This window comes from Micromonospora sp. BRA006-A (assembly GCF_033433935.1).
Classification (GTDB): domain Bacteria; phylum Actinomycetota; class Actinomycetes; order Mycobacteriales; family Micromonosporaceae; genus Micromonospora; species Micromonospora aurantiaca.
Window position 1 is genome coordinate 4,128,257 of record NZ_JANCLW010000001.1, and the last position, 17,093, is coordinate 4,145,349.

Annotated in this window: 13 protein-coding genes and 1 pseudogene; 6 read left to right on the forward strand and 8 right to left on the reverse strand. The window is 71.7% G+C overall.

The features are described 5' to 3' along the window. Nucleotide 1: 1 nt before the first annotated feature. Both rfbA and uvrA read left to right on the forward strand, forming a co-directional pair. The gene (gene rfbA, locus NMK34_RS18825; protein WP_318334541.1) at nt 2–892 is read left to right on the forward strand and encodes a glucose-1-phosphate thymidylyltransferase RfbA; all 891 of its coding nucleotides are present in this window, start codon (nt 2–4) and stop codon (nt 890–892) included. 185 nt (nt 893–1,077) lie between these two features. Beyond that, nucleotides 1,078–3,676: pseudogene (gene uvrA, locus NMK34_RS18830) on the forward strand (excinuclease ABC subunit UvrA); the annotation flags it as partial. On the opposite strand, the gene NMK34_RS18835 reads toward uvrA, so the two are convergent. After that, nucleotides 3,605–4,429 (reverse strand): NAD(P)H-binding protein, encoded by an 825-nt coding sequence (locus NMK34_RS18835; protein ID WP_318334543.1) that lies wholly within the window; start codon nt 4,427–4,429, stop codon nt 3,605–3,607. The pseudogene uvrA and the gene NMK34_RS18835 sit on opposite strands and share 72 nt — an antisense overlap. A 170-nt stretch (nt 4,430–4,599) precedes the next feature. Between NMK34_RS18835 and NMK34_RS18840 the strand changes: the two genes are divergently transcribed. From NMK34_RS18840 to NMK34_RS18855, 4 genes are read left to right on the forward strand one after another with little or no spacing between them, the layout of a single operon-like run. Then, nucleotides 4,600–5,121 carry a flavin reductase family protein gene (locus tag NMK34_RS18840; RefSeq protein ID WP_318334544.1) on the forward strand — a complete coding sequence of 174 codons (522 nt, stop codon included), beginning with the start codon at nt 4,600–4,602 and terminating at the stop codon, nt 5,119–5,121. Further along, complete coding sequence (gene rfbB / locus NMK34_RS18845; protein WP_318334545.1) at nt 5,118–6,179, forward strand: dTDP-glucose 4,6-dehydratase; 1,062 nt, start codon at nt 5,118–5,120, stop codon at nt 6,177–6,179. The genes NMK34_RS18840 and rfbB overlap by 4 nt, the downstream gene beginning before the upstream one ends. Then, on the forward strand, nt 6,118–7,308 hold the full coding sequence (gene metK, locus NMK34_RS18850) for a methionine adenosyltransferase (protein WP_318334546.1): 1,191 nt from the start codon (nt 6,118–6,120) through the stop codon (nt 7,306–7,308). The genes rfbB and metK overlap by 62 nt, the downstream gene beginning before the upstream one ends. After that, nucleotides 7,305–8,312, forward strand: a complete 1,008-nt coding sequence (locus NMK34_RS18855) for a carbohydrate kinase family protein (RefSeq protein WP_318334547.1) — start codon at nt 7,305–7,307, stop codon at nt 8,310–8,312. Before metK ends, NMK34_RS18855 begins: the two co-directional genes overlap by 4 nt. 42 nt (nt 8,313–8,354) lie before the next feature. Here the strand turns inward: NMK34_RS18855 and NMK34_RS18860 are convergent, their stop codons facing one another. From NMK34_RS18860 to NMK34_RS18890, 7 genes are all read right to left on the reverse strand, one after another. Further along, nucleotides 8,355–9,254, reverse strand: coding sequence for an ROK family protein (locus tag NMK34_RS18860; RefSeq protein WP_318334548.1), 900 nt, complete (start codon nt 9,252–9,254; stop codon nt 8,355–8,357). Between the two features lie 95 nt (nt 9,255–9,349). Continuing rightward, nucleotides 9,350–10,804, reverse strand: a complete 1,455-nt coding sequence (locus tag NMK34_RS18865; RefSeq protein ID WP_318334549.1) for an argininosuccinate lyase — start codon at nt 10,802–10,804, stop codon at nt 9,350–9,352. Between the two features lie 41 nt (nt 10,805–10,845). Continuing rightward, nucleotides 10,846–11,667: a creatininase family protein gene (locus tag NMK34_RS18870; RefSeq protein ID WP_318334550.1), complete on the reverse strand. Its 822-nt coding sequence runs from the start codon at nt 11,665–11,667 to the stop codon at nt 10,846–10,848. Further along, entirely contained in the window at nt 11,655–13,403 is a 1,749-nt protein-coding gene (locus NMK34_RS18875; protein ID WP_318334551.1) for an ABC transporter permease, read from the reverse strand. The genes NMK34_RS18870 and NMK34_RS18875 overlap by 13 nt, the downstream gene beginning before the upstream one ends. After that, complete coding sequence (locus NMK34_RS18880) at nt 13,400–14,473, reverse strand: ABC transporter ATP-binding protein (protein WP_318334552.1); 1,074 nt, start codon at nt 14,471–14,473, stop codon at nt 13,400–13,402. Before NMK34_RS18880 ends, NMK34_RS18875 begins: the two co-directional genes overlap by 4 nt. Nucleotides 14,474–14,534: 61 nt before the next feature. Continuing rightward, on the reverse strand, nt 14,535–15,587 hold the full coding sequence (locus tag NMK34_RS18885) for an extracellular solute-binding protein (protein ID WP_318334553.1): 1,053 nt from the start codon (nt 15,585–15,587) through the stop codon (nt 14,535–14,537). A gap of 200 nt (nt 15,588–15,787) precedes the next feature. Continuing rightward, complete coding sequence (locus NMK34_RS18890) at nt 15,788–16,936, reverse strand: ROK family transcriptional regulator (protein WP_013286937.1); 1,149 nt, start codon at nt 16,934–16,936, stop codon at nt 15,788–15,790. Nucleotides 16,937–17,093: the final 157 nt, after the last annotated feature.

Sequence of the window (17,093 nt, forward strand, 5' to 3'; positions counted from 1 at the left end):
CGTGAAGGGCATCATCCTGGCCGGCGGCGCCGGCAGCCGGCTGCATCCGGCCACCCTCGCGGTGTCCAAGCAACTCCTGCCGGTCGGCGACAAGCCGATGATCTACTACCCGCTGTCGGTGCTCATGCTCGCCGGCATCCGGGACATCCTGATCATCTCCACGCCGGTGGACCTGCCGGCGTTCCGCCGCCTGCTCGGCGACGGCGGCCATCTGGGCCTGCGGATCGGCTATGCGGCCCAGCCCCAGCCGAACGGGCTCGCCGAGGCCTTCGTGATCGGCGCCGACCACGTCGGCGACGACGACGCCGCCCTGGTGCTGGGGGACAACATCTTCCACGGCCCGAACTTCACCGAACTGCTGCACCGGCAGACCGCGGACCTGCGCGGCTGCGTGCTGTTCGGCTACCGGGTCCACGACCCGCAGCGGTACGGCGTCGGCGAGGTCGACGCGGCCGGACGCCTGGTCTCGATCGAGGAGAAGCCGGCGAGGCCCCGGTCCAACCGCGCGATCACCGGCCTCTACTTCTACGACAACGCGGTCGTCGACATCGCGAAGAACCTCCGCCCGTCCGCCCGTGGCGAGCTGGAGATCACCGACGTGAACCGGGAGTACATCCGGCGCGGCGCGGCGCGGCTCGTCGATCTGGGCCGCGGGTTCGCCTGGCTCGACACCGGCACGCCGGAGGCGTTGCTCTCGGCCGGGCAGTACGTGCACACGCTCGAGGAGCGGCAGGGCATCCGGATCGCCTGCGTGGAGGAGGTGGCCCTGCGCATGGGCTACATCGACGCCGCGGCCTGCCGTGAGCTGGGTGCCCGGCTGGCCAGCTCCGGCTACGGCCGGTACGTCATGTCCATCGCGGACGAGGCACCGGCCACGCCCGTCCACATTTGACAAAATGCCATTCTTGCTGTCAAGGATTTCGCGACGGGAATCGCGCCCGAATTGCATTTCACGGTTGCCGGGTCCGAAGAATCCGGGTTAGAGTCGGGCACCTCCACCGACGCCAAGCCGATAGGGGATCTTCCGCCGTGGTTTCGCACCCGGGCATCACTGTGCCCGAAAACAGGAGCACGACGCTGCCGAGCCGGCTCATCGTCCGCGGGGCACGGGTACACAATCTGCGCGACGTGAACGTGGATCTGCCGCACCGGCAACTGGTCGTCTTCACCGGGGTATCGGGATCCGGTAAATCGTCACTCGCGTTCGACACCATTTATGCGGAGGCGCAGCGCCGCCAGATGCAATCGATGTCGACATATGCCAGGCAGTTCCTCGACACGATGGACAAGCCCGACGTCGACCGTATCGAAGGGCTGTGCAACGCGGTCGCGGTGGACCAGCGCACATCGGCGTCCCGCAGCCCTCGTTCCACGGTGGGCACGGTCACCGAGGTCTACGACCTGGTCCGGGTGGTGTACGCGCAGGCGGGCCGGCCGCACTGCACGGTCTGCGACGCGCCGCTGCCGCCGACCGGCGAGGGCTGGGCGTGCCCGGACCGGCACGACACCGAGATCCCCGAGATGGCCAGCCGGGCGTTCTCGTTCAACCTCCCCTTCGGGCAGTGTCCCGACTGCGGCGGTCTGGGCAGCCGGCTGGAGGTGCAGGACGACCTGGTCGTGCCGGACGAGGGCCGCTCGCTGGCCAACGGCGCCCTGGCGCCCTGGCGGGCACCGGCCAACCGGACCGCCGAGGCCAAACTCACCAAGCCGGTCCGGGCCGACGCCGAACGGCGGCTGCTGGCCGAGTATCTCGACCGGCGCGGCCACAGCATGGACGTGCCCTGGCGCACCCTGCCGGCGGAGCTGCGCGAGACGCTGCTCCGGGCCGAGCGCATCGAGGTGGGCGGCAGCGTGCTGGTCGGCGTCGTGCCCTGGATCCATCAGCGTTACGAGCGCACCCGGATCGAGGGCGGCAGCCTCGTCCTGCAGGCGTTCATGCGCGACGTGACCTGCGGCGGCTGCGGCGGCGGCCGGCTGGTACCCCGCCAGCTCGCGGTCCGGCTGAACGGCGTGACCATCGCCGAGCTGACCGCCATGCCGATCACCGCGCTGCGGACCTTCTTCGACGGCCTCACCGTCGACGAACGGGACCGGCGGGTGATCGCGCAGGCCGTCGACGAGATCAAGGACCGGCTGCGCTCCCTCACCGAGGTGGGGCTGGGTTACCTGACGTTGAACCGGCCGGCCCGCACGCTCTCCGGCGGCGAGGCACAGCGCATCCGGCTCGCCAGCCAGTTCGGCAGCCGGCTGTTCGGACTGCTGTACGTCCTCGACGAGCCGACCGCCGGGCTGCACCCGAAGGACACCGCCGAGCTCATCACCACCCTGCGCGAGCTGCGCGACCAGGGCAACACGCTGATCGTGGTAGAGCACGACCACGACACGATCGCCGCCGCGGACCACGTGATCGAGATGGGTCCGGGCGCGGGCGAGACCGGCGGCGGGCTGATCTTCGCCGGATCGGTGGACGAGATGTTCGCCGACCCGTCCTCGCTGACCGGCGGGTACGTCAGCGGGCGGCGCGGCATCCCGGTGCCCGGCCGCCGGCGTACCGGCCGGCCGGGCCACGAGGTCGTCGTCCGTAACGCCCGGGGCAACAACCTGACCGGTATCGACGTGACCTTCCCGCTCGGCTGCTTCGTGGCGGTCTGCGGGGTGTCCGGCTCGGGCAAGTCCACACTGGTCGACCAGACGCTGTACCGGGCCGCCGAGCGCGCGCTGGGCGGCTCGGCGCCGGAGCCGCTCCCCCACGACGGCGTGGACGGGCTGTCCCGCGTCGACCGGGTCATCCGGGTCGACCAGTCACCGATCGGACGGTCCGGCCGGTCCACCCCGGCCACGTACACCGGCATCTTCGACGCCATCCGCAAGGCGTTCGCGGCGACCGAGGAGGCGCGGCGACGCGACTTCAAGCCCGGCCGGTTCTCGTTCAACTCGGCCGGCGGACGCTGCGAGGCGTGCGGTGGCGACGGCACCGTCCAGATCGAGATGACGTTCCTGCCGGACGTGTTCCTGCCGTGCGCGGTGTGTGACGGCCGGCGGTACAACGAGGAGACCCTCCAGGTGCACTACCGCGGCCGCACCATCGCCGAGGTGCTGGAGATGCCGATCGACGAGGCGGCGGAGTTCTTCGTCGGCGAGCCGGCGATCACCGGACCATTGCGGGTGCTGCGCGACATCGGCCTGGGCTACGTCCGGATCGGGCAGCCGGCGAACACGCTCTCCGGCGGCGAGGCGCAACGCATCAAGCTCGCCGCCGAGCTGCACCGGCGGCCCGGCCGGCACACGCTGTACCTGCTCGACGAGCCGACCGTCGGGCTGCACACCAGCGACATCGAGCGGCTCATGGGCGTGCTGCACGACCTGGTGGCGAAGGGTCACACGGTGGTGACCGTGACCCACAACCTGGACGTGGCGAAGGTCGCCGACTGGGTCGTCGACCTCGGGCCGGAGGGCGGCGACGCGGGCGGGCGGTTCCTGGCCGCCGGCACCCCCGAGCAGATCGCCGCCACGGACTCGCACACCGGCTACTACCTGCGCCGCGTCCTGGCGGGCTGAGCCGTCGGTCGGGGCCGCCGGCACGGCGGCCCCGACCGACGCGCGATCAGCGGAAGTCGTCGGCGTGGTCCCGCGCCCACTCGGCGAACGTGCGGGCCGGGCGCCCGGTCACCGTCGAGACGTCGGTGCGGGCCTCCGGCGGGGTGACGGTCCACTGCCGCTGGTACGCCTGGATGTACTCGACCAGGTCGTCCGGCCAGCCGATGCCGAGCAGGTCCTCCTTCTCCTGCTCCGGCGTGATGACCTCGATCGTCACCGGCTTGCCGACGGCCTCGGCGATCGCCTCCACCTGTTCGCGATGCGTGGTCGTCTGCTCGGCCGTCGGCCGGTAGACCTTGCCGGAGTGGCCGTCCTCACGCAACGCGGTGGCCGCCACCGCGCCGATGTCGGTCTCGTGGATCGGCACGCCCTTCGCCTCCGGGAAGGCCAACCGCACCGTGCCCGACCGGATCGCCGCCGACCAGGTGTCGCGCTTGTTCAACGCGAACTCACCCGGGCGCACGTGTGTCCACTCCAGACCGGAGTCCTCGACGGCCTTCTCGACCACCCGGTGGTAGCCGTCGTCGGGGTTGTCGGTGACCGCCTCGCTGGAGAGCACCACGATCCGCCGGACACCCTTCCGGCGCGCCAGGTCGACGACCGCCGCCGCCGTCTCGGGCTCCGGGAACAGGTGCATCGCGGTGATGCCGTCGAGAGCCTTCTCCAGCGTCTCCGGCCGCAGGAGGTCACCCTGGACCACCTCCACCTCGGGTGGCAGATCGGCGGCGGCGGGGTTGCGGCTCACCGCGCGGACCGGCACGCCGGCCGCGCACAGATGCCGGACCACCTCCCGCCCGACGTTTCCCGTGGCACCGGTGACCAGAAACTTCATGAGCCCTCCGCAGATTCGGGTCTTTCTCGTCGATCCCTGGCAGGAACCACGATTCAACCGGACGCGACGGACGGAGGGAAGGCCCGCCGCGAAGGCTCCAGGCGGAGCCGAGCCAGCCTCTAGGCCACCCGGTGAGGCTGAGACGCAGGTCGATCGAGATGGGAGGACAGATGGCTGCCACCGTCGCGCCGGACCATCTCGCCTATCGCGGGATGCTCGGCAGTTTCCCCACCGGAGTGGTGGTGGTGACCGGTCACGGGCGGGTGGCGCCGCCGGCGGGGCTCTCGATCAGCTCGTTCACGTCGGTCTCGCTGGATCCCCCGCTCGTCTCCTTCTGCGTGGCGCACACCAGCACCACCTGGCCGCGGCTGCGGGCCGCGTCGTGCTGGTGCGTCAACGTGCTGGGGGCGGGGCAGCACGAGCTGTGCCGCCGGTTCGCGACGGCCGGGGTGGACCGGTTCAAGGACTGTTCCTGGCACCCGTCGCCGGGCGGCGCGCCCGTCCTGGACGGCGCGGTCGCCTGGTTGGAGTGCACGCCCTACGCCGAGCACCGGGCCGGCGACCACGTCATCGTGGTGGCTCGGGTGCGCGAGTTCGGCCACCGCCGGGACGGCAGCCCGCTCGTGCTGCTGCATGGTGAGCCGGGGCGGTTCCGGGCCGCGGACTCCGGTCCGGACGGGGGGACGCGATGACGACCCGGCTGCTGGTCACCGGCGGCGCCGGCTTCATCGGCTCGCACTACGTGCGGACGCTGCTCGGCCCGGACGGACCGGGCGACGTCACGGTCACCGTGCTGGACCGGCTGACGTACGCGGGCAACCTGGCCAACCTGTCGCCGGTCCGCGACCTGCCGGAGTTCCGCTTCGTCCACGGCGACGTCTGCGACCCGGAGCTGGTGTCGACGCTGGTCCGCGAGCACGACGAGATCGTCCACCTCGCCGCGGAGTCGCACGTGGACCGTTCCATCGAGGGCGGCGCCGAGTTCGTCCGCACCAACGTGCTCGGCACCCAGAACCTCGTCGAGGCGGCCTGCGACGCCGGCCTGCGCACCTTCGTCCAGGTGTCCACCGACGAGGTGTACGGCACCGTCGACGAGGGCTCGTGGACCGAGGAGAGCCCGCTGGCGCCACGGTCGCCGTACTCGGCGTCGAAGGCCGCCGCCGACCTGATCGCGCTGGCCTACCACCGGACCCACGGCCTGGACGTCCGGGTGACCCGGTGCACGAACAACTACGGCCCGTACCACTATCCGGAGAAGCTGATCCCGCTGTTCGTGACGAACCTGCTGGAGGGCCGGCCGGTACCCCTCTACGGCGACGGCATGCACGTGCGCGAATGGGTGCACGTCGACGACCACGTCCGGGGTGTCGAACTGGTCCGGCGGCACGGCCGCGCGGGCGAGGTCTACCACATCGGCGGCACGGCGGAGCTGCCGAACCGCGAGCTGACCCGGATGCTGCTGGAAGCGTGCGGCGTGAGCGGGGACCACCACGTGGTCTCCGTCCCGGACCGCAAGGGCCACGACCGCCGGTACTCCCTGGACTGGTCGAAGATCCGCGACGAGCTCGGCTACACGCCGCGGGTGCCACTGCGCCGCGGCCTGGCGGAGACCGTGCGCTGGTATCGGGACCACCGCGAATGGTGGGAACCGCTGAAGCAGAGCACCGCAGTCCCTGAGGGAGGACCGTATGGCAAGCCGCCTGTTCACCTCCGAGTCGGTCACGGAGGGCCATCCGGACAAGATCGCTGACCAGATCAGCGACGGTGTCCTCGACGCACTGCTGCGCCAGGATCCGCACAGCCGCGTCGCGGTGGAGACGCTCGTCACGACCGGCCAGGTGTGCGTCGCGGGCGAGGTCACCACGAAGGCGTACGCGGACATTCCGGCGATCGTGCGGGAGACCATCCTGCGGATCGGCTACGACTCGTCGCAGAAGGGCTTCGACGGCGCATCCTGCGGCGTCAGCGTGTCGATCGGCGCCCAGTCGCCGGACATCGCCCGGGGCGTGGACCAGGCGCTGGAACTGCGTGACGGCGACTCGGCACACCTGCTGGACGCGCAGGGCGCCGGTGACCAGGGCATGATGTTCGGCTTCGCCTGCTCCGAGACGCCCGAGCTGATGCCGCTGCCGATCGCCCTGGCGCACCGGCTGGCCCGGCGGCTCTCGACCGCCCGCCGCGACTGCGTCATCCCCTACCTGCGTCCCGACGGCAAGACCCAGGTCACCGTCGAGTACGACGGCCGGCGTCCGGTCCGCCTGGACACGGTGGTCGTGTCGTCGCAACACGCCTCCGACATCTCGCTCGACTCCCTGCTCACTCCCGACGTCCGGGAGCACGTCGTGGCCCCGGAGCTGGAGGGCCTCGGCCTGGACACCGAGGGCTACCGGCTGCTGGTCAACCCGACCGGGCGGTTCGAGATCGGCGGCCCGATGGGTGACGCCGGCCTGACCGGCCGGAAGATCATCGTCGACACGTACGGCGGGTACGCCCGGCACGGCGGCGGCGCGTTCTCCGGCAAGGATCCGTCGAAGGTCGACCGGTCGGCCGCGTACGCGATGCGCTGGGTCGCCAAGAACGTCGTGGCCGCCGGGCTGGCCGAGCGGTGCGAGGTCCAGGTGGCGTACGCGATCGGCAAGGCGCACCCGGTGAGCCTGTCGGTGGAGACGTTCGGCACCGAGAACGTGGACGCGCGGCGGATCGAGCGGGCCGTACGGGAGGTGTTCGACCTGCGTCCCGCGGCGATCATCCGCGATCTGGACCTGTTGCGGCCGATCTACCAGCAGACCGCCGCGTACGGCCACTTCGGCCGGGAGCTGCCGGAGCTGACCTGGGAGAGCACCGACCGTGCCCAGGACCTGAAGAACGCGGCCGCATGAGCGCCCACGTCGTGGTCACCGGCTCGATCGCCACCGACCACCTGATGCGGTTCGCGGGCCGGTTCGCCGACCAGCTCGTCACGGACCGGCTGCACACCGTCTCCCTGTCGTTCCTGGTGGACCGGCTCACCGTCCGGCGCGGCGGGGTGGCGGCGAACATCGCGTACGGCATGGCCCGGCTCGGCCTGCGCCCGACGCTTGTCGGCGCGGTGGGTCCGGACTTCGCCGAGTACCGGGCCTGGCTGGAGGGCCACGGCGTCGACTGCGACGCCGTGCGGGAGAGCCGGACCGCGTACACCGCCCGGTTCATCTGTACCACCGACGACGACATGTGCCAGATCGCGTCGTTCTATCCGGGCGCGATGGCCGAGGCCGCCGACATCGACCTCGCCGCCGTGGTGCGGCCGGGCGAGACCGGGCTGGTGGCGATCGGCCCCGACGACCCGACGGCCATGGTCCGGCACGCCGAGGCCTGCCGCCGGCTCGGTGTGCCGTTCGCCGCCGATCCGTCCCAGCAGCTCGCCGTGATGTCCGGCGAGCAGATCGCCGCGTTCGTCACCGGTGCCCGCTACCTGCTCACCAACGAGTACGAGCACGGCCTGATGCTGGACAAGCTCGGCGTCTCGGACGGTGAGCTGAGCACGATGGTGGACATGGTGCTCACCACGCACGGGCCGGCGGGCGTGCGGATCCGTGCCGACGGCCGGTCGGAGACGGTGCCCGCGGTGCCTGTCGCACGGGTCGTCGACCCGACCGGCGCCGGTGACGCCTTCCGTGCCGGCTTCCTCGCCGGCGTGACCCGCGGACTGCCGCCCCGCGTCGCGGCCGCGGTGGGGTGCCAGGTCGCCGCGTACGCCATCGCGGCCACCGGCACACAGGAGTACGACCTCACCGCCGACCGTCTCGTCACCGATCTACGGGACCGGTACGACCCCGACGTCGCCCGGGCCACCCGCGACGCGCTCACCGGCTCCGACCCGCGACGGCGGATCGGAGCCCGGTGACGCGCGGAGGTCGCCACCGGCGGCGTCGCCCCGCCGTCGTGGTCAGACCGTGGCGGGCTGGGCCTCGGTGGCCAGGGCGAGCGCGCCGAGCAGCGCGGCGTCCTGCGCGAAGTCCGACAGCACGATCTCCGGCGGGTACGGCAGCGTGCGGGTGAGCCGTTCGGTCAGCAGCTCCCGGACCAGGTCGTTGCCGGCGACGCTGCCGACCAGCACGATCCGCTGCGGGTCGAGCAGCAGGCAGCAGGTGACCAGCTGGCGGGCCAGCTCGTCGACGCGCAGGCGGAGCTGCTCGCGTACCGGGCCGGGCTGCTCCGCCGCCGCGCACAGGCCGGCCGCCCGGCCGTCCACGCCGAGGCGCTGCGCCAGCTCGTCCAGGGCCCGGCCGGAGAACGTCGCCTCCAGCATCGGTTCCAGCCGGGGCGGCCAGCTGAGGTCGGTGAGTCCGTAGGCGATCTCGCCGGCCGCGCCGTGGCGGCCCGGCAGCACCTCGCCGTTCACCGTCACCGCCGCGGCCACCCCGGTGCCGAGCCCGACGACGAGTCCCGGATCGGCGTCGCGCAGCGCACCGAGCCGCAGCTCGGCGTGGGCCGCCGCCTTCAGGTCGTTCGTCACCCGCACGTGCGCCAGGTTCAGGTGGGCGCGGACCGCCTCGGCCAGCCGCAACTGCTCCCAGCCGGGCACGTTCGGCGCCAGTTCGATGCCGTCGTCGTGGACGACGCCGGGCGAGGCGATGCCCGCCGCGACGATCGTGCCGCCGGTCTGCTCGGCGAGTTCGCACGCCCGGTCCAGCGCCCGGGAGAGGGCCTGCTGCGCGCCCTGCTCGGCGATCGTGGGCAGGCGCTCGGAGACGAGCAGCCGGCCGTCGGTGTCGCCCACGCCGATGGCCATCTTGGTGCCGCCGAAGTCGATGCCGAGCAGGCGCGGATTTGCCGGTCGTTCCATGGTGATGTCAGATCGCCCTTCGGGCCGTCGGTCCAGATCACGTGGTCGCCGCGACACGACGTCCGCGACCACGGCCAGCTGCGTCTGCCGCCCCGTCACGGGCCTACCCTCGCCGCGACCGCCTCGGCGAGAGCCGCGTCGGCACGGGTCAGCCGCTCGCGCAACGCCTGCGCCCGCTCCTGCACCGCGTCGAGCATTGTAGACAGTCGTCCGACCTGGTCCCGGACGGCCGCCTCGCCGGGGCCGTCGGCCTGGGCGCGGCGCAGCACGAGTTCGGGGCGGACCGCGGCGGCCAGCAGATCCCGTACCGCGGCGTCGTCGAGCGCCAGGCCGAGCTCGGCCGCGGTGGACCGAACCAGCTCCTCGGTCCAGGTCGCCGGCGCGCCGCCGCGCACCAGCCGGCCGAGCAGCGAGTGGGCGCCCCGGAACGGCACCCCGTGGCGGGCCAGCGCGTCGGCCGCCGCGGTGGTGGTGGCGCCGGCGGCGACGATCTCCTCGCCGGACGGCGGGCGCTGCGGATCCAGCTTCTCGATCAGGCCGCCGAGCAGCGAGAAGAACCGGTACGCCCGGTCGTCGCCCTCCCAGAGCCGGGACTGCACGTCGGTGGTGGCGTTGTTCGAGTCCTCCCACCAGGCGGCCCCGACGTTGTTGAGCACGCTCGCCGCGTCCGCGGCGGCCGCGCCGGCCATCGAGACGAGGTGTTCCAGCACCACCGGGTTGCGCTTCTGCGGCATGATGCTGCTGCCCTGGGTGAACTCGCCGGGCGTGACCACCCAGCCCCAGCTCAGCCAGTCCATCAGGGTGCGGGCGAGCCGGGCGCCGGTGGCGAGCGCCTGCGCGTTGAGCGTGGCGACCCGGACCAGGTGGTCGGCACCGGCCACCGCCTCGTACGAGTTGACGATGAGCTGGTCGAAGCCGAGCAGGTCGGCCAGCCGGCGGGGCGAGATGTCCAGGTCGGTGCCCGCGAAGGCGCAGGAGCCCAGCGGCGAGCGGTTCATCTCGTCCAGCAGACCGGCGTACGCGGCGGCCTCGCCGGCGAGCGCCTCGGCGTAGCCGGCGAAGACGTGTCCGATGCTGGTCGGCTGGGCCGGTCGGCGGTGCGTGTAGCCGGTGATCACCACGTCGGCGTGCCGGTCCGCGCGGTCCAGCACGGTGCGGCCGGTCGCCAGCAGGGCGTCGAGCACCTGGAGCAGCTGGTCGCGCAGCACCATCCGGAAGACGCCGGCGTCGAGGTCGTTGCGGCTGCGCGCGAGCTGCACGCTCAACTGCGACACCTCGATGCCGGCCGCGGCGGCGAGGCGCTTCTCCAGCGTGTAGTAGACGTCCTCGACGCTTCCGTCGTACTCCAGTTCCTCGGGCCGGTCCGCGGCGAGGGCGACCAGGCCGCGCAGCATCGTCGCGGCGGCCTCGTCGGAGATCAGCCCCTGCTCGGCGAGCATCACGACGTGGGCCTTGCTGGCCGTGACCATCGCCGGGTAGAGGTTGGCGACGTGGTGGTCGAACACGACGCGCAGGTGGTGCTGTTGGTAGACGGTCAGTGACGGGCTCATGGAGGCCTCCCGAGGTGGTGCGTGGTCCTGGGGCGTGACTGTCATCCGGTCGGCTGGTCGGGCCGGTCGGCGCCGGGCGGCCCCGGCAGCGGCGCGGCGAGCCACGCCCCGACCAGCTCGCGCAGGCGGGTGCCGGCGGTGGCGCGGATCCGGCCGCCGGCCTCCTCACCTGCCAGCGAGACGTGGCCCGACCAGCCCTGCCAGGGGTCGGGGCGCGACTCCACCAGCACGTACGGGTACGGGGTGGGCAGTTTCGGCTTGGGCGGCAGGTCCGGCGCCGCGTCCAGGCGTACCGCGGCCGGGTCGAAGCCGAGCACCGCGGAACTCTCGTACGCGCCGCCGTGTCCCCGGGCCGGCAGCTCACCGAACATCTCGGTGGTCTCGTCCGGGCCGACGAGCTGGAACCAGTTGACCAGCATCATGCTGGCCCGGTGCCGGCCGGACACCCACTCCATCGCCGCGCGGACGGTGGACATGTTGGAGTCGTGCCCGTTGACCACGAGCACCCGGGTGAAGCCCGCCTCGACGATGCCGGCGAGCACGTCGGCGAGGTAGCCGACGGCGATCTCCGGCCGCAGCGCCACGGTGCCCGGCCACTGCCGGGTCTGGCCCGGGCAGGCGGCGTACGGCGTGGCCGGGAACAGCACCGCCCGGGCGGACCCGGTGGCCAGTTCCCCGGCGAAGCCCTCGGCCAGGATCAGGTCGGTTCCGATCGGCAGGTGCGGACCGTGCCACTCGACCGCGCCGACCGGCAGCACCGCCAGGTCGGCCGCCTCGGTCACGGCGGCGAACGCGTGCCCGGGTACCCGGGTGACCGGGAGCAGCCCTCCCCCGGTCCGCCACCGCTCGATCAGTTCGTCCACTGCTCGGCCCTCCGGGTCGCGGTGCGGCTGCTCTCCAGCCGCCCGGAGAACCACATCACCACGAAGATGAGCAGCACCTGGAGCATGCCGTACGCGGCCGCGGTGCCCAGCTCGAAGCTGTACATGCGGTTGTTGATGGCGACCGAGATCGGCACCGTCGACGAGGTGTAGATGAGAACCGAGGCGACGAACTCGCCGACGCCGTGCACGAACGCCAGCAGCGCGCCGGCGAGCACACCGGGCAGCATCAGCCGCACGGTGATGGTGTAGAAGGCGCGCAGCCAGGAGGCACCGAGGTTACGGGCGGCGTCCTCCAGCGACGGGTCGATCAGCGCCAGCGTCGCGGAGCTGGACCGGAACACGATCGGCAGGAACCGTACGAAGTAGGCGAGCGGCAGGATCCAGAACGTGCCGACCAGCACCTGCCCGAAGCTGAACGCGTTGCCGGTGCTGAACGCCGAGATCAGGTTGATCGCGACGACCGTGCCGGGAAGCGCCCAGGCGATCATCACGGCCACGTCGAGCAGGCCGCGTCCGACGAACGTGAGCCGCCGCACCGCGTACGCGATGAGCACGCCGATCACCACGCAGCCCACGACCGCGAGCAGGCTCATCTGCACCGAGTTGAGGATCGGCTGGAACGCCTTGGGGTCGGTGAAGATGGTCACGAAGTTCTCGAACGTGTACGTCGGCGGCAGCACCTCGGTGGTCCAGGACCGGTCCTCGGAGAACGCGACGAGCGCGATCGCGCCGACCGGGGCGAGCAGCACCAGGGTGGCCAGCACCGAGGCGAGCGGCGCGAGCCAGCGGCCGATCGGGTTGGTGATCTCCCGCCGGACCGCCGAGACGCCCTTGGACTGCGACTGGTAGTTGCGCCGCCCCTCGTACCAGCGCATGCCGAGCAGGAAGATGATCGAGACGATGCCGAGCACGGAGGCGTACGCCGAGGCCATCGGCAGGTCGCCGTTGGTGCGGTTGATGTAGATCTGCATCGTCATGGTCTGGCTGACGTTGAACAGCAGTGGCGCGGTGTAGGACGCCAGTGACGTCATGAAGACCAGCAGCGACGCCGAGATGAGCGCCGGGGTGAGCATCGGCAGCAGGACGGTGCGCCACACCCGTACCCGGCCCGCGCCGAGGTTGTACGCCGCCTCCTCGACCGAGGGGTCCATCCCGGCCAGCGCCGCGGAGGCGGCCAGGTAGAAGAACGGGTACATGGTGAACGTGTGCACCACGAGCACGCCGGCGATGCCGTCGAAGGCCAGGATCGGCTTGTCGGTGCCGAGCAGCGCCTGGAGGCCGCGCGGCACGATGCCGATGTTGCTGTAGAGCAGCTGGAAGGACACGGCGCCGATCAGCGGCGGCAGGGCCGCCGGCACCAGGATGAACGCCTCGATGAGCCGCCGGCCGCGGAAGTGGAACCGCTTGAGCAGGAACGCCATCGCCACGCCGACGACGCCGCAGAGCAGCACGCTCGCGGCCGAGATGAACAGCGAGGTGAACAGCGACTCACGGGCCACCCCGGAGGAGGAGAGGAACTGGAGGTAGTTGTCGGTGCCGTTGGCGCTGACGCTCTCCCGGAAGGTGGCGAACATCGGCTGGACGACGAAGCCCCACAGCACCAGGACCAGCGGCAGCACCAGCAGGTAGGGGAACCATCGGGAGTTCGCCCCGCCGGCCAGGCGCCGGCCGAGGGCCGCCGCCCAGCCGGGGGCGGTCGGGGTCGCAGCGGTCACGGCTTGACCACCCAGAGCCGCTCGGGTGTGAGCCGCAGGCCCACGACGTCGCCGAGCCGGATGCCGGCGGGCGCGTCGACAAGGGCGGCCATCACCTCGTCGCCGTCGACGTCGACGGTGACGTGGGTGGCCATGCCGGTGAACTCGACGTGGCTGACCCGGCCGCGCATGGCCGCGGTGTCGTCGTCGCCGCCGAGCGCGATGTGCTCGGGTCGGGCGGAGACCAGTGCGGTGTCGCCCTCGGTGAGCCCGTGTCCGGCGGGTGCGCCGACCTCGATGACGGCGCCGCCGGGCAGGCGTACGTGGACGCGCTGCTCCGCCGCGCCGGTCACCGGCAGGCTCAGCACGTTGCTGCGTCCGATGAACCGGGCCACGAACGCGTTCGCGGGCTGGTAGTAGACCTCGTGCGGGGTGCCGACCTGCTGGACCCGCCCGGACTCCATCACGGCGATCCGGTCCGACATCGCCATCGCCTCGGCCTGGTCGTGCGTGACGTAGATCGAGGTGGTGCCGCTCTCCCGCTGGATGCGCCGGATCTCGGCGCGGGTCTCCTCGCGCAGCTTCGCGTCGAGGTTCGACAGTGGCTCGTCGAGCAGCATGGTGCGGGGACGGATCACCAGGGCCCGCGCCAGCGCGACGCGCTGCTGCTGGCCGCCGGAGAGCGCGTCGATGCGCCGGTCGCCGTACCCGGCGAGGTGCACCTGTTCGAGCGCCTCGGTGACCCGGCGGGCCTGCTCGGTGCGGGAGACCCGGCGGACCTTGAGCCCGTACGCGACGTTCTGCGCCACCGTCATGTGCGGGAACAGGGCGTAGTTCTGGAACACCATGCCGGTGTCCCGCTTGTTCGGCGTCCAGTGGGTGACGTCGTCGTCGCCGAAGTGGATGTGACCGGAGGTCGGGAAGTAGAAGCCGGCCACCATGCGCAGCGTCGTCGTCTTGCCACAACCGCTCGGCCCGAGCAGCGTGAAGAACTCGCCGGCTGCGATGGTGACGGTGACGTCATCGACCGCCGCGGAGTCGCTCGACTTGGCGAAGCGCTTACTGACCGCCGTCAGTCGGACATCGATCATTTCGTGGGTCCTTCCAGGACGAAGCCGGGCCGTGCCGGAGCACGGCCCGGTTCCGAGCGTCTTAGCCCTTGCCCTTGATCTGGGCGTTCCAGTGGGTGATCCAGGCGGTCTCGTTCTTGCCGATCACGTTCCAGTCGACGTCCATCGGCTTGAGGTCGAGCTTGGTCAGCCACTCGGGCTTCTCGGCGATGTCGACGGCGGGGATCTGGAAGTAGTCCTTGGCCAGGCTGGCCCGCAGCGAGTCGTCGAACAGGAACTCGAGGAACTTCTTCGCGCCCTCGCTGTTGCCGCCCTTGACCGCGGCCACGCCGTCGACGAGCACCGGCGCGCCGGAGGCCGGCATCACGTAGCCGAACGGCATCTTCTCGTTGGCCTGCAGCAGGATGTCCTGGAGGTTCCAGGCGCTGACCACGCCCTGCTCACGCGACATCTTCAGGTAGAGGTCGCTGGGGTTGGCGGCGTACTCGACGGTGTTGGCGTCGAGCTTGCGCAGCCAGTCGTAGCCGGGCTGCGGGTTGGACCCGTCCGGGGTGTAGCGCTGGATCATCGAGGCGTAGATCGAGCGCATGGTGCCGGAGGCGGCCACGTCCCGGATGATGATCTTGTCTTTCCACTTCGGGTCGACCAGGTCGTCCCAGTCCTTCGGCGCGGTCTCCGGGGTCAGCGCCTTGTTGTTGTACATGATGACCTCGGGCAGCAGGATCTCGCCGAACCAGCGGCCCTCGGCGTCCTTGTACCGCGCGTCGATCTTCGAGGCGAACGACGGCTGCCAGGACTCCAGCAGGCCCTCGGACGCGCCGGCGGCGAGGCCCTGCTGGGTGCCGCCCCACCAGACCGACGCCTGCGGGTTGGCCTTCTCGGCGCGGACCCGCTCGAGCACCTCCTGGGCGCCCATGTTGAGCACCTCGACCTTGCCCTTGTACTCGGGGTTCTTGGCCGTGAACTGCTCGACGACGTAGTCGGTGACCGACTTGTCGCGGGCGCTGTAGATGACGACCTTCTCGGCCGGCGCGGAGCCGGAGGAGCCGGTGTCCTTGTCGTCGTCGCTGCTGCCGCACGCGCTCACGGCCAGCAGCGCGCTGAACGCGACGGCCAGGGCCACACGACGTTTCATTGGTACCTCCATTGTGCGGGGGAACTATCGGAAGCGGGGAAGGAAGATCAGCGCGTCGCGCCGTACCGGGGCGCGACGCATCGCGCCGCGACCTGTCGTCAGTGGTGCGGACGCGGGTCGCCGCGACGGCGTTCGGTGAGGTGGGTGGTGGGCCGGGGTGGTGGGTGCGGGGTCGGGGTCGGGGGGTCGTCGGGGTTCGGTCAGGGAAGCGAGGGGCGGGGCACCGCTGCCGAGAGCGCGTAGCTGATCGCTCCGTGCAGCACTGCCTGGTCGCCGAGGGTGGCCCGGCGCACCTCGGTGGGAGCCGGGGTCCGGGCGGAGACGAGGGTCTGGAGCTGGTCGAGGGCCGCGTCGTCGAGTTCCGCCGCGGCGCCGCTGAGCAGCACCAGGCCCGGATCGACGACGCAGGCGCAGGAGAGGATGAGCCCGGCCCAGGCGCCGAGGACCTCGTCGAGGTACTCGCGGGCGGGCGCCGAGGTCGCGGCGAGCCCGCTCAGCTCCCGTACCGGTGACTCGGGCCGGCGGCCCGGGTTGAGCGCGACGACCCGCTCCGCGATGGCGTTTACCGACCACCGGGCCTCGAACTCGCCGACGCCGCTGTAGCGGCGCTCGGTCGCGCCGCCCAGCGGCAGGAAGCCGACCTCGCCCGCGGCTCCGCTGGCGCCGCGGCGGACCTTGCCGTCGAGCACGAGGCCGGCGCCGATGCCGTCGGCCACGTGGATCAGCAGCAGGTTCGCCACGTCCGCGCCGGCGCCGGCCACGCACTCGCCGGCGGCCATGAGGTTCACGTCGTTGTCGACGACCACGGGTACGCCGAGCCGCCGTTGCACGGATTCGCCGATCGGCCACGCCTCGACCAGCCCGACCGACGGCGCGAGGCGTACCGCGCCGTTGCTGGACACGCCGGGCACCGCGATGGCGACGCCGCGGAGCGAGGGCAGGTTGTCGCCGACCAGGTCGAGGACGAACTCGCAGACGGTCTCCACCACGTTCGCGCCGAGCCGCGCGACGCGGTGCGCGATGACCGCGCCCTCGCTGTCGGCGATCTCGCAGCTGATCCGTGGTGGCTCCAGCGACACCGCCGCGACGAGCTCGGCGCGGGGGTTGAACTCGAGCATCTCCCGGGGCCGGCCGGTGGTGGGCGCGCCGGGCCCGCGTTCGATGAGGTAGCCCTCGGCGACGAGTTCCCGCACGAGCGCGGTCACCGTGGCCGCCGAGAGGCCGGTCATCTCGGCCAGATCGACTCGGGACAGCCGCCGGGCCTGCCGGGCGGCCAAGATCACCGAGAGACGCTTGATCTCACGGGACCGCTCACGGCTGACCGGGCTGGTCGGGGCTTTGTCAGACACACTTTCTTCCTAGTGAGAAAAAATTCTGCCGTCAAGTAACGAGATGATCTCGGTCCGCCGACCAGGGAAAGTTCGGCGGCCGACAAGCGGGGCGGGCCGGGGCCAGCCCGACATGACAGGCAAAAACGAGCCCCGTGGTCCACATTGGGGCCCCAAA

Coding starts and splice junctions, on each gene's coding strand:
- NMK34_RS18835 (WP_318334543.1), bottom strand. CDS start 4,429: ATGAAGTTTCTGGTCACCGGTGCCACGGGAAACGTCGGGCGGGAGGTG.
- rfbB (WP_318334545.1), top strand. CDS start 5,118: ATGACGACCCGGCTGCTGGTCACCGGCGGCGCCGGCTTCATCGGCTCG.
- NMK34_RS18840 (WP_318334544.1), top strand. CDS start 4,600: ATGGCTGCCACCGTCGCGCCGGACCATCTCGCCTATCGCGGGATGCTC.
- NMK34_RS18865 (WP_318334549.1), bottom strand. CDS start 10,804: ATGAGCCCGTCACTGACCGTCTACCAACAGCACCACCTGCGCGTCGTG.
- metK (WP_318334546.1), top strand. CDS start 6,118: ATGGCAAGCCGCCTGTTCACCTCCGAGTCGGTCACGGAGGGCCATCCG.
- NMK34_RS18860 (WP_318334548.1), bottom strand. CDS start 9,254: ATGGAACGACCGGCAAATCCGCGCCTGCTCGGCATCGACTTCGGCGGC.
- NMK34_RS18855 (WP_318334547.1), top strand. CDS start 7,305: ATGAGCGCCCACGTCGTGGTCACCGGCTCGATCGCCACCGACCACCTG.
- NMK34_RS18880 (WP_318334552.1), bottom strand. CDS start 14,473: ATGATCGATGTCCGACTGACGGCGGTCAGTAAGCGCTTCGCCAAGTCG.
- NMK34_RS18885 (WP_318334553.1), bottom strand. CDS start 15,587: ATGAAACGTCGTGTGGCCCTGGCCGTCGCGTTCAGCGCGCTGCTGGCC.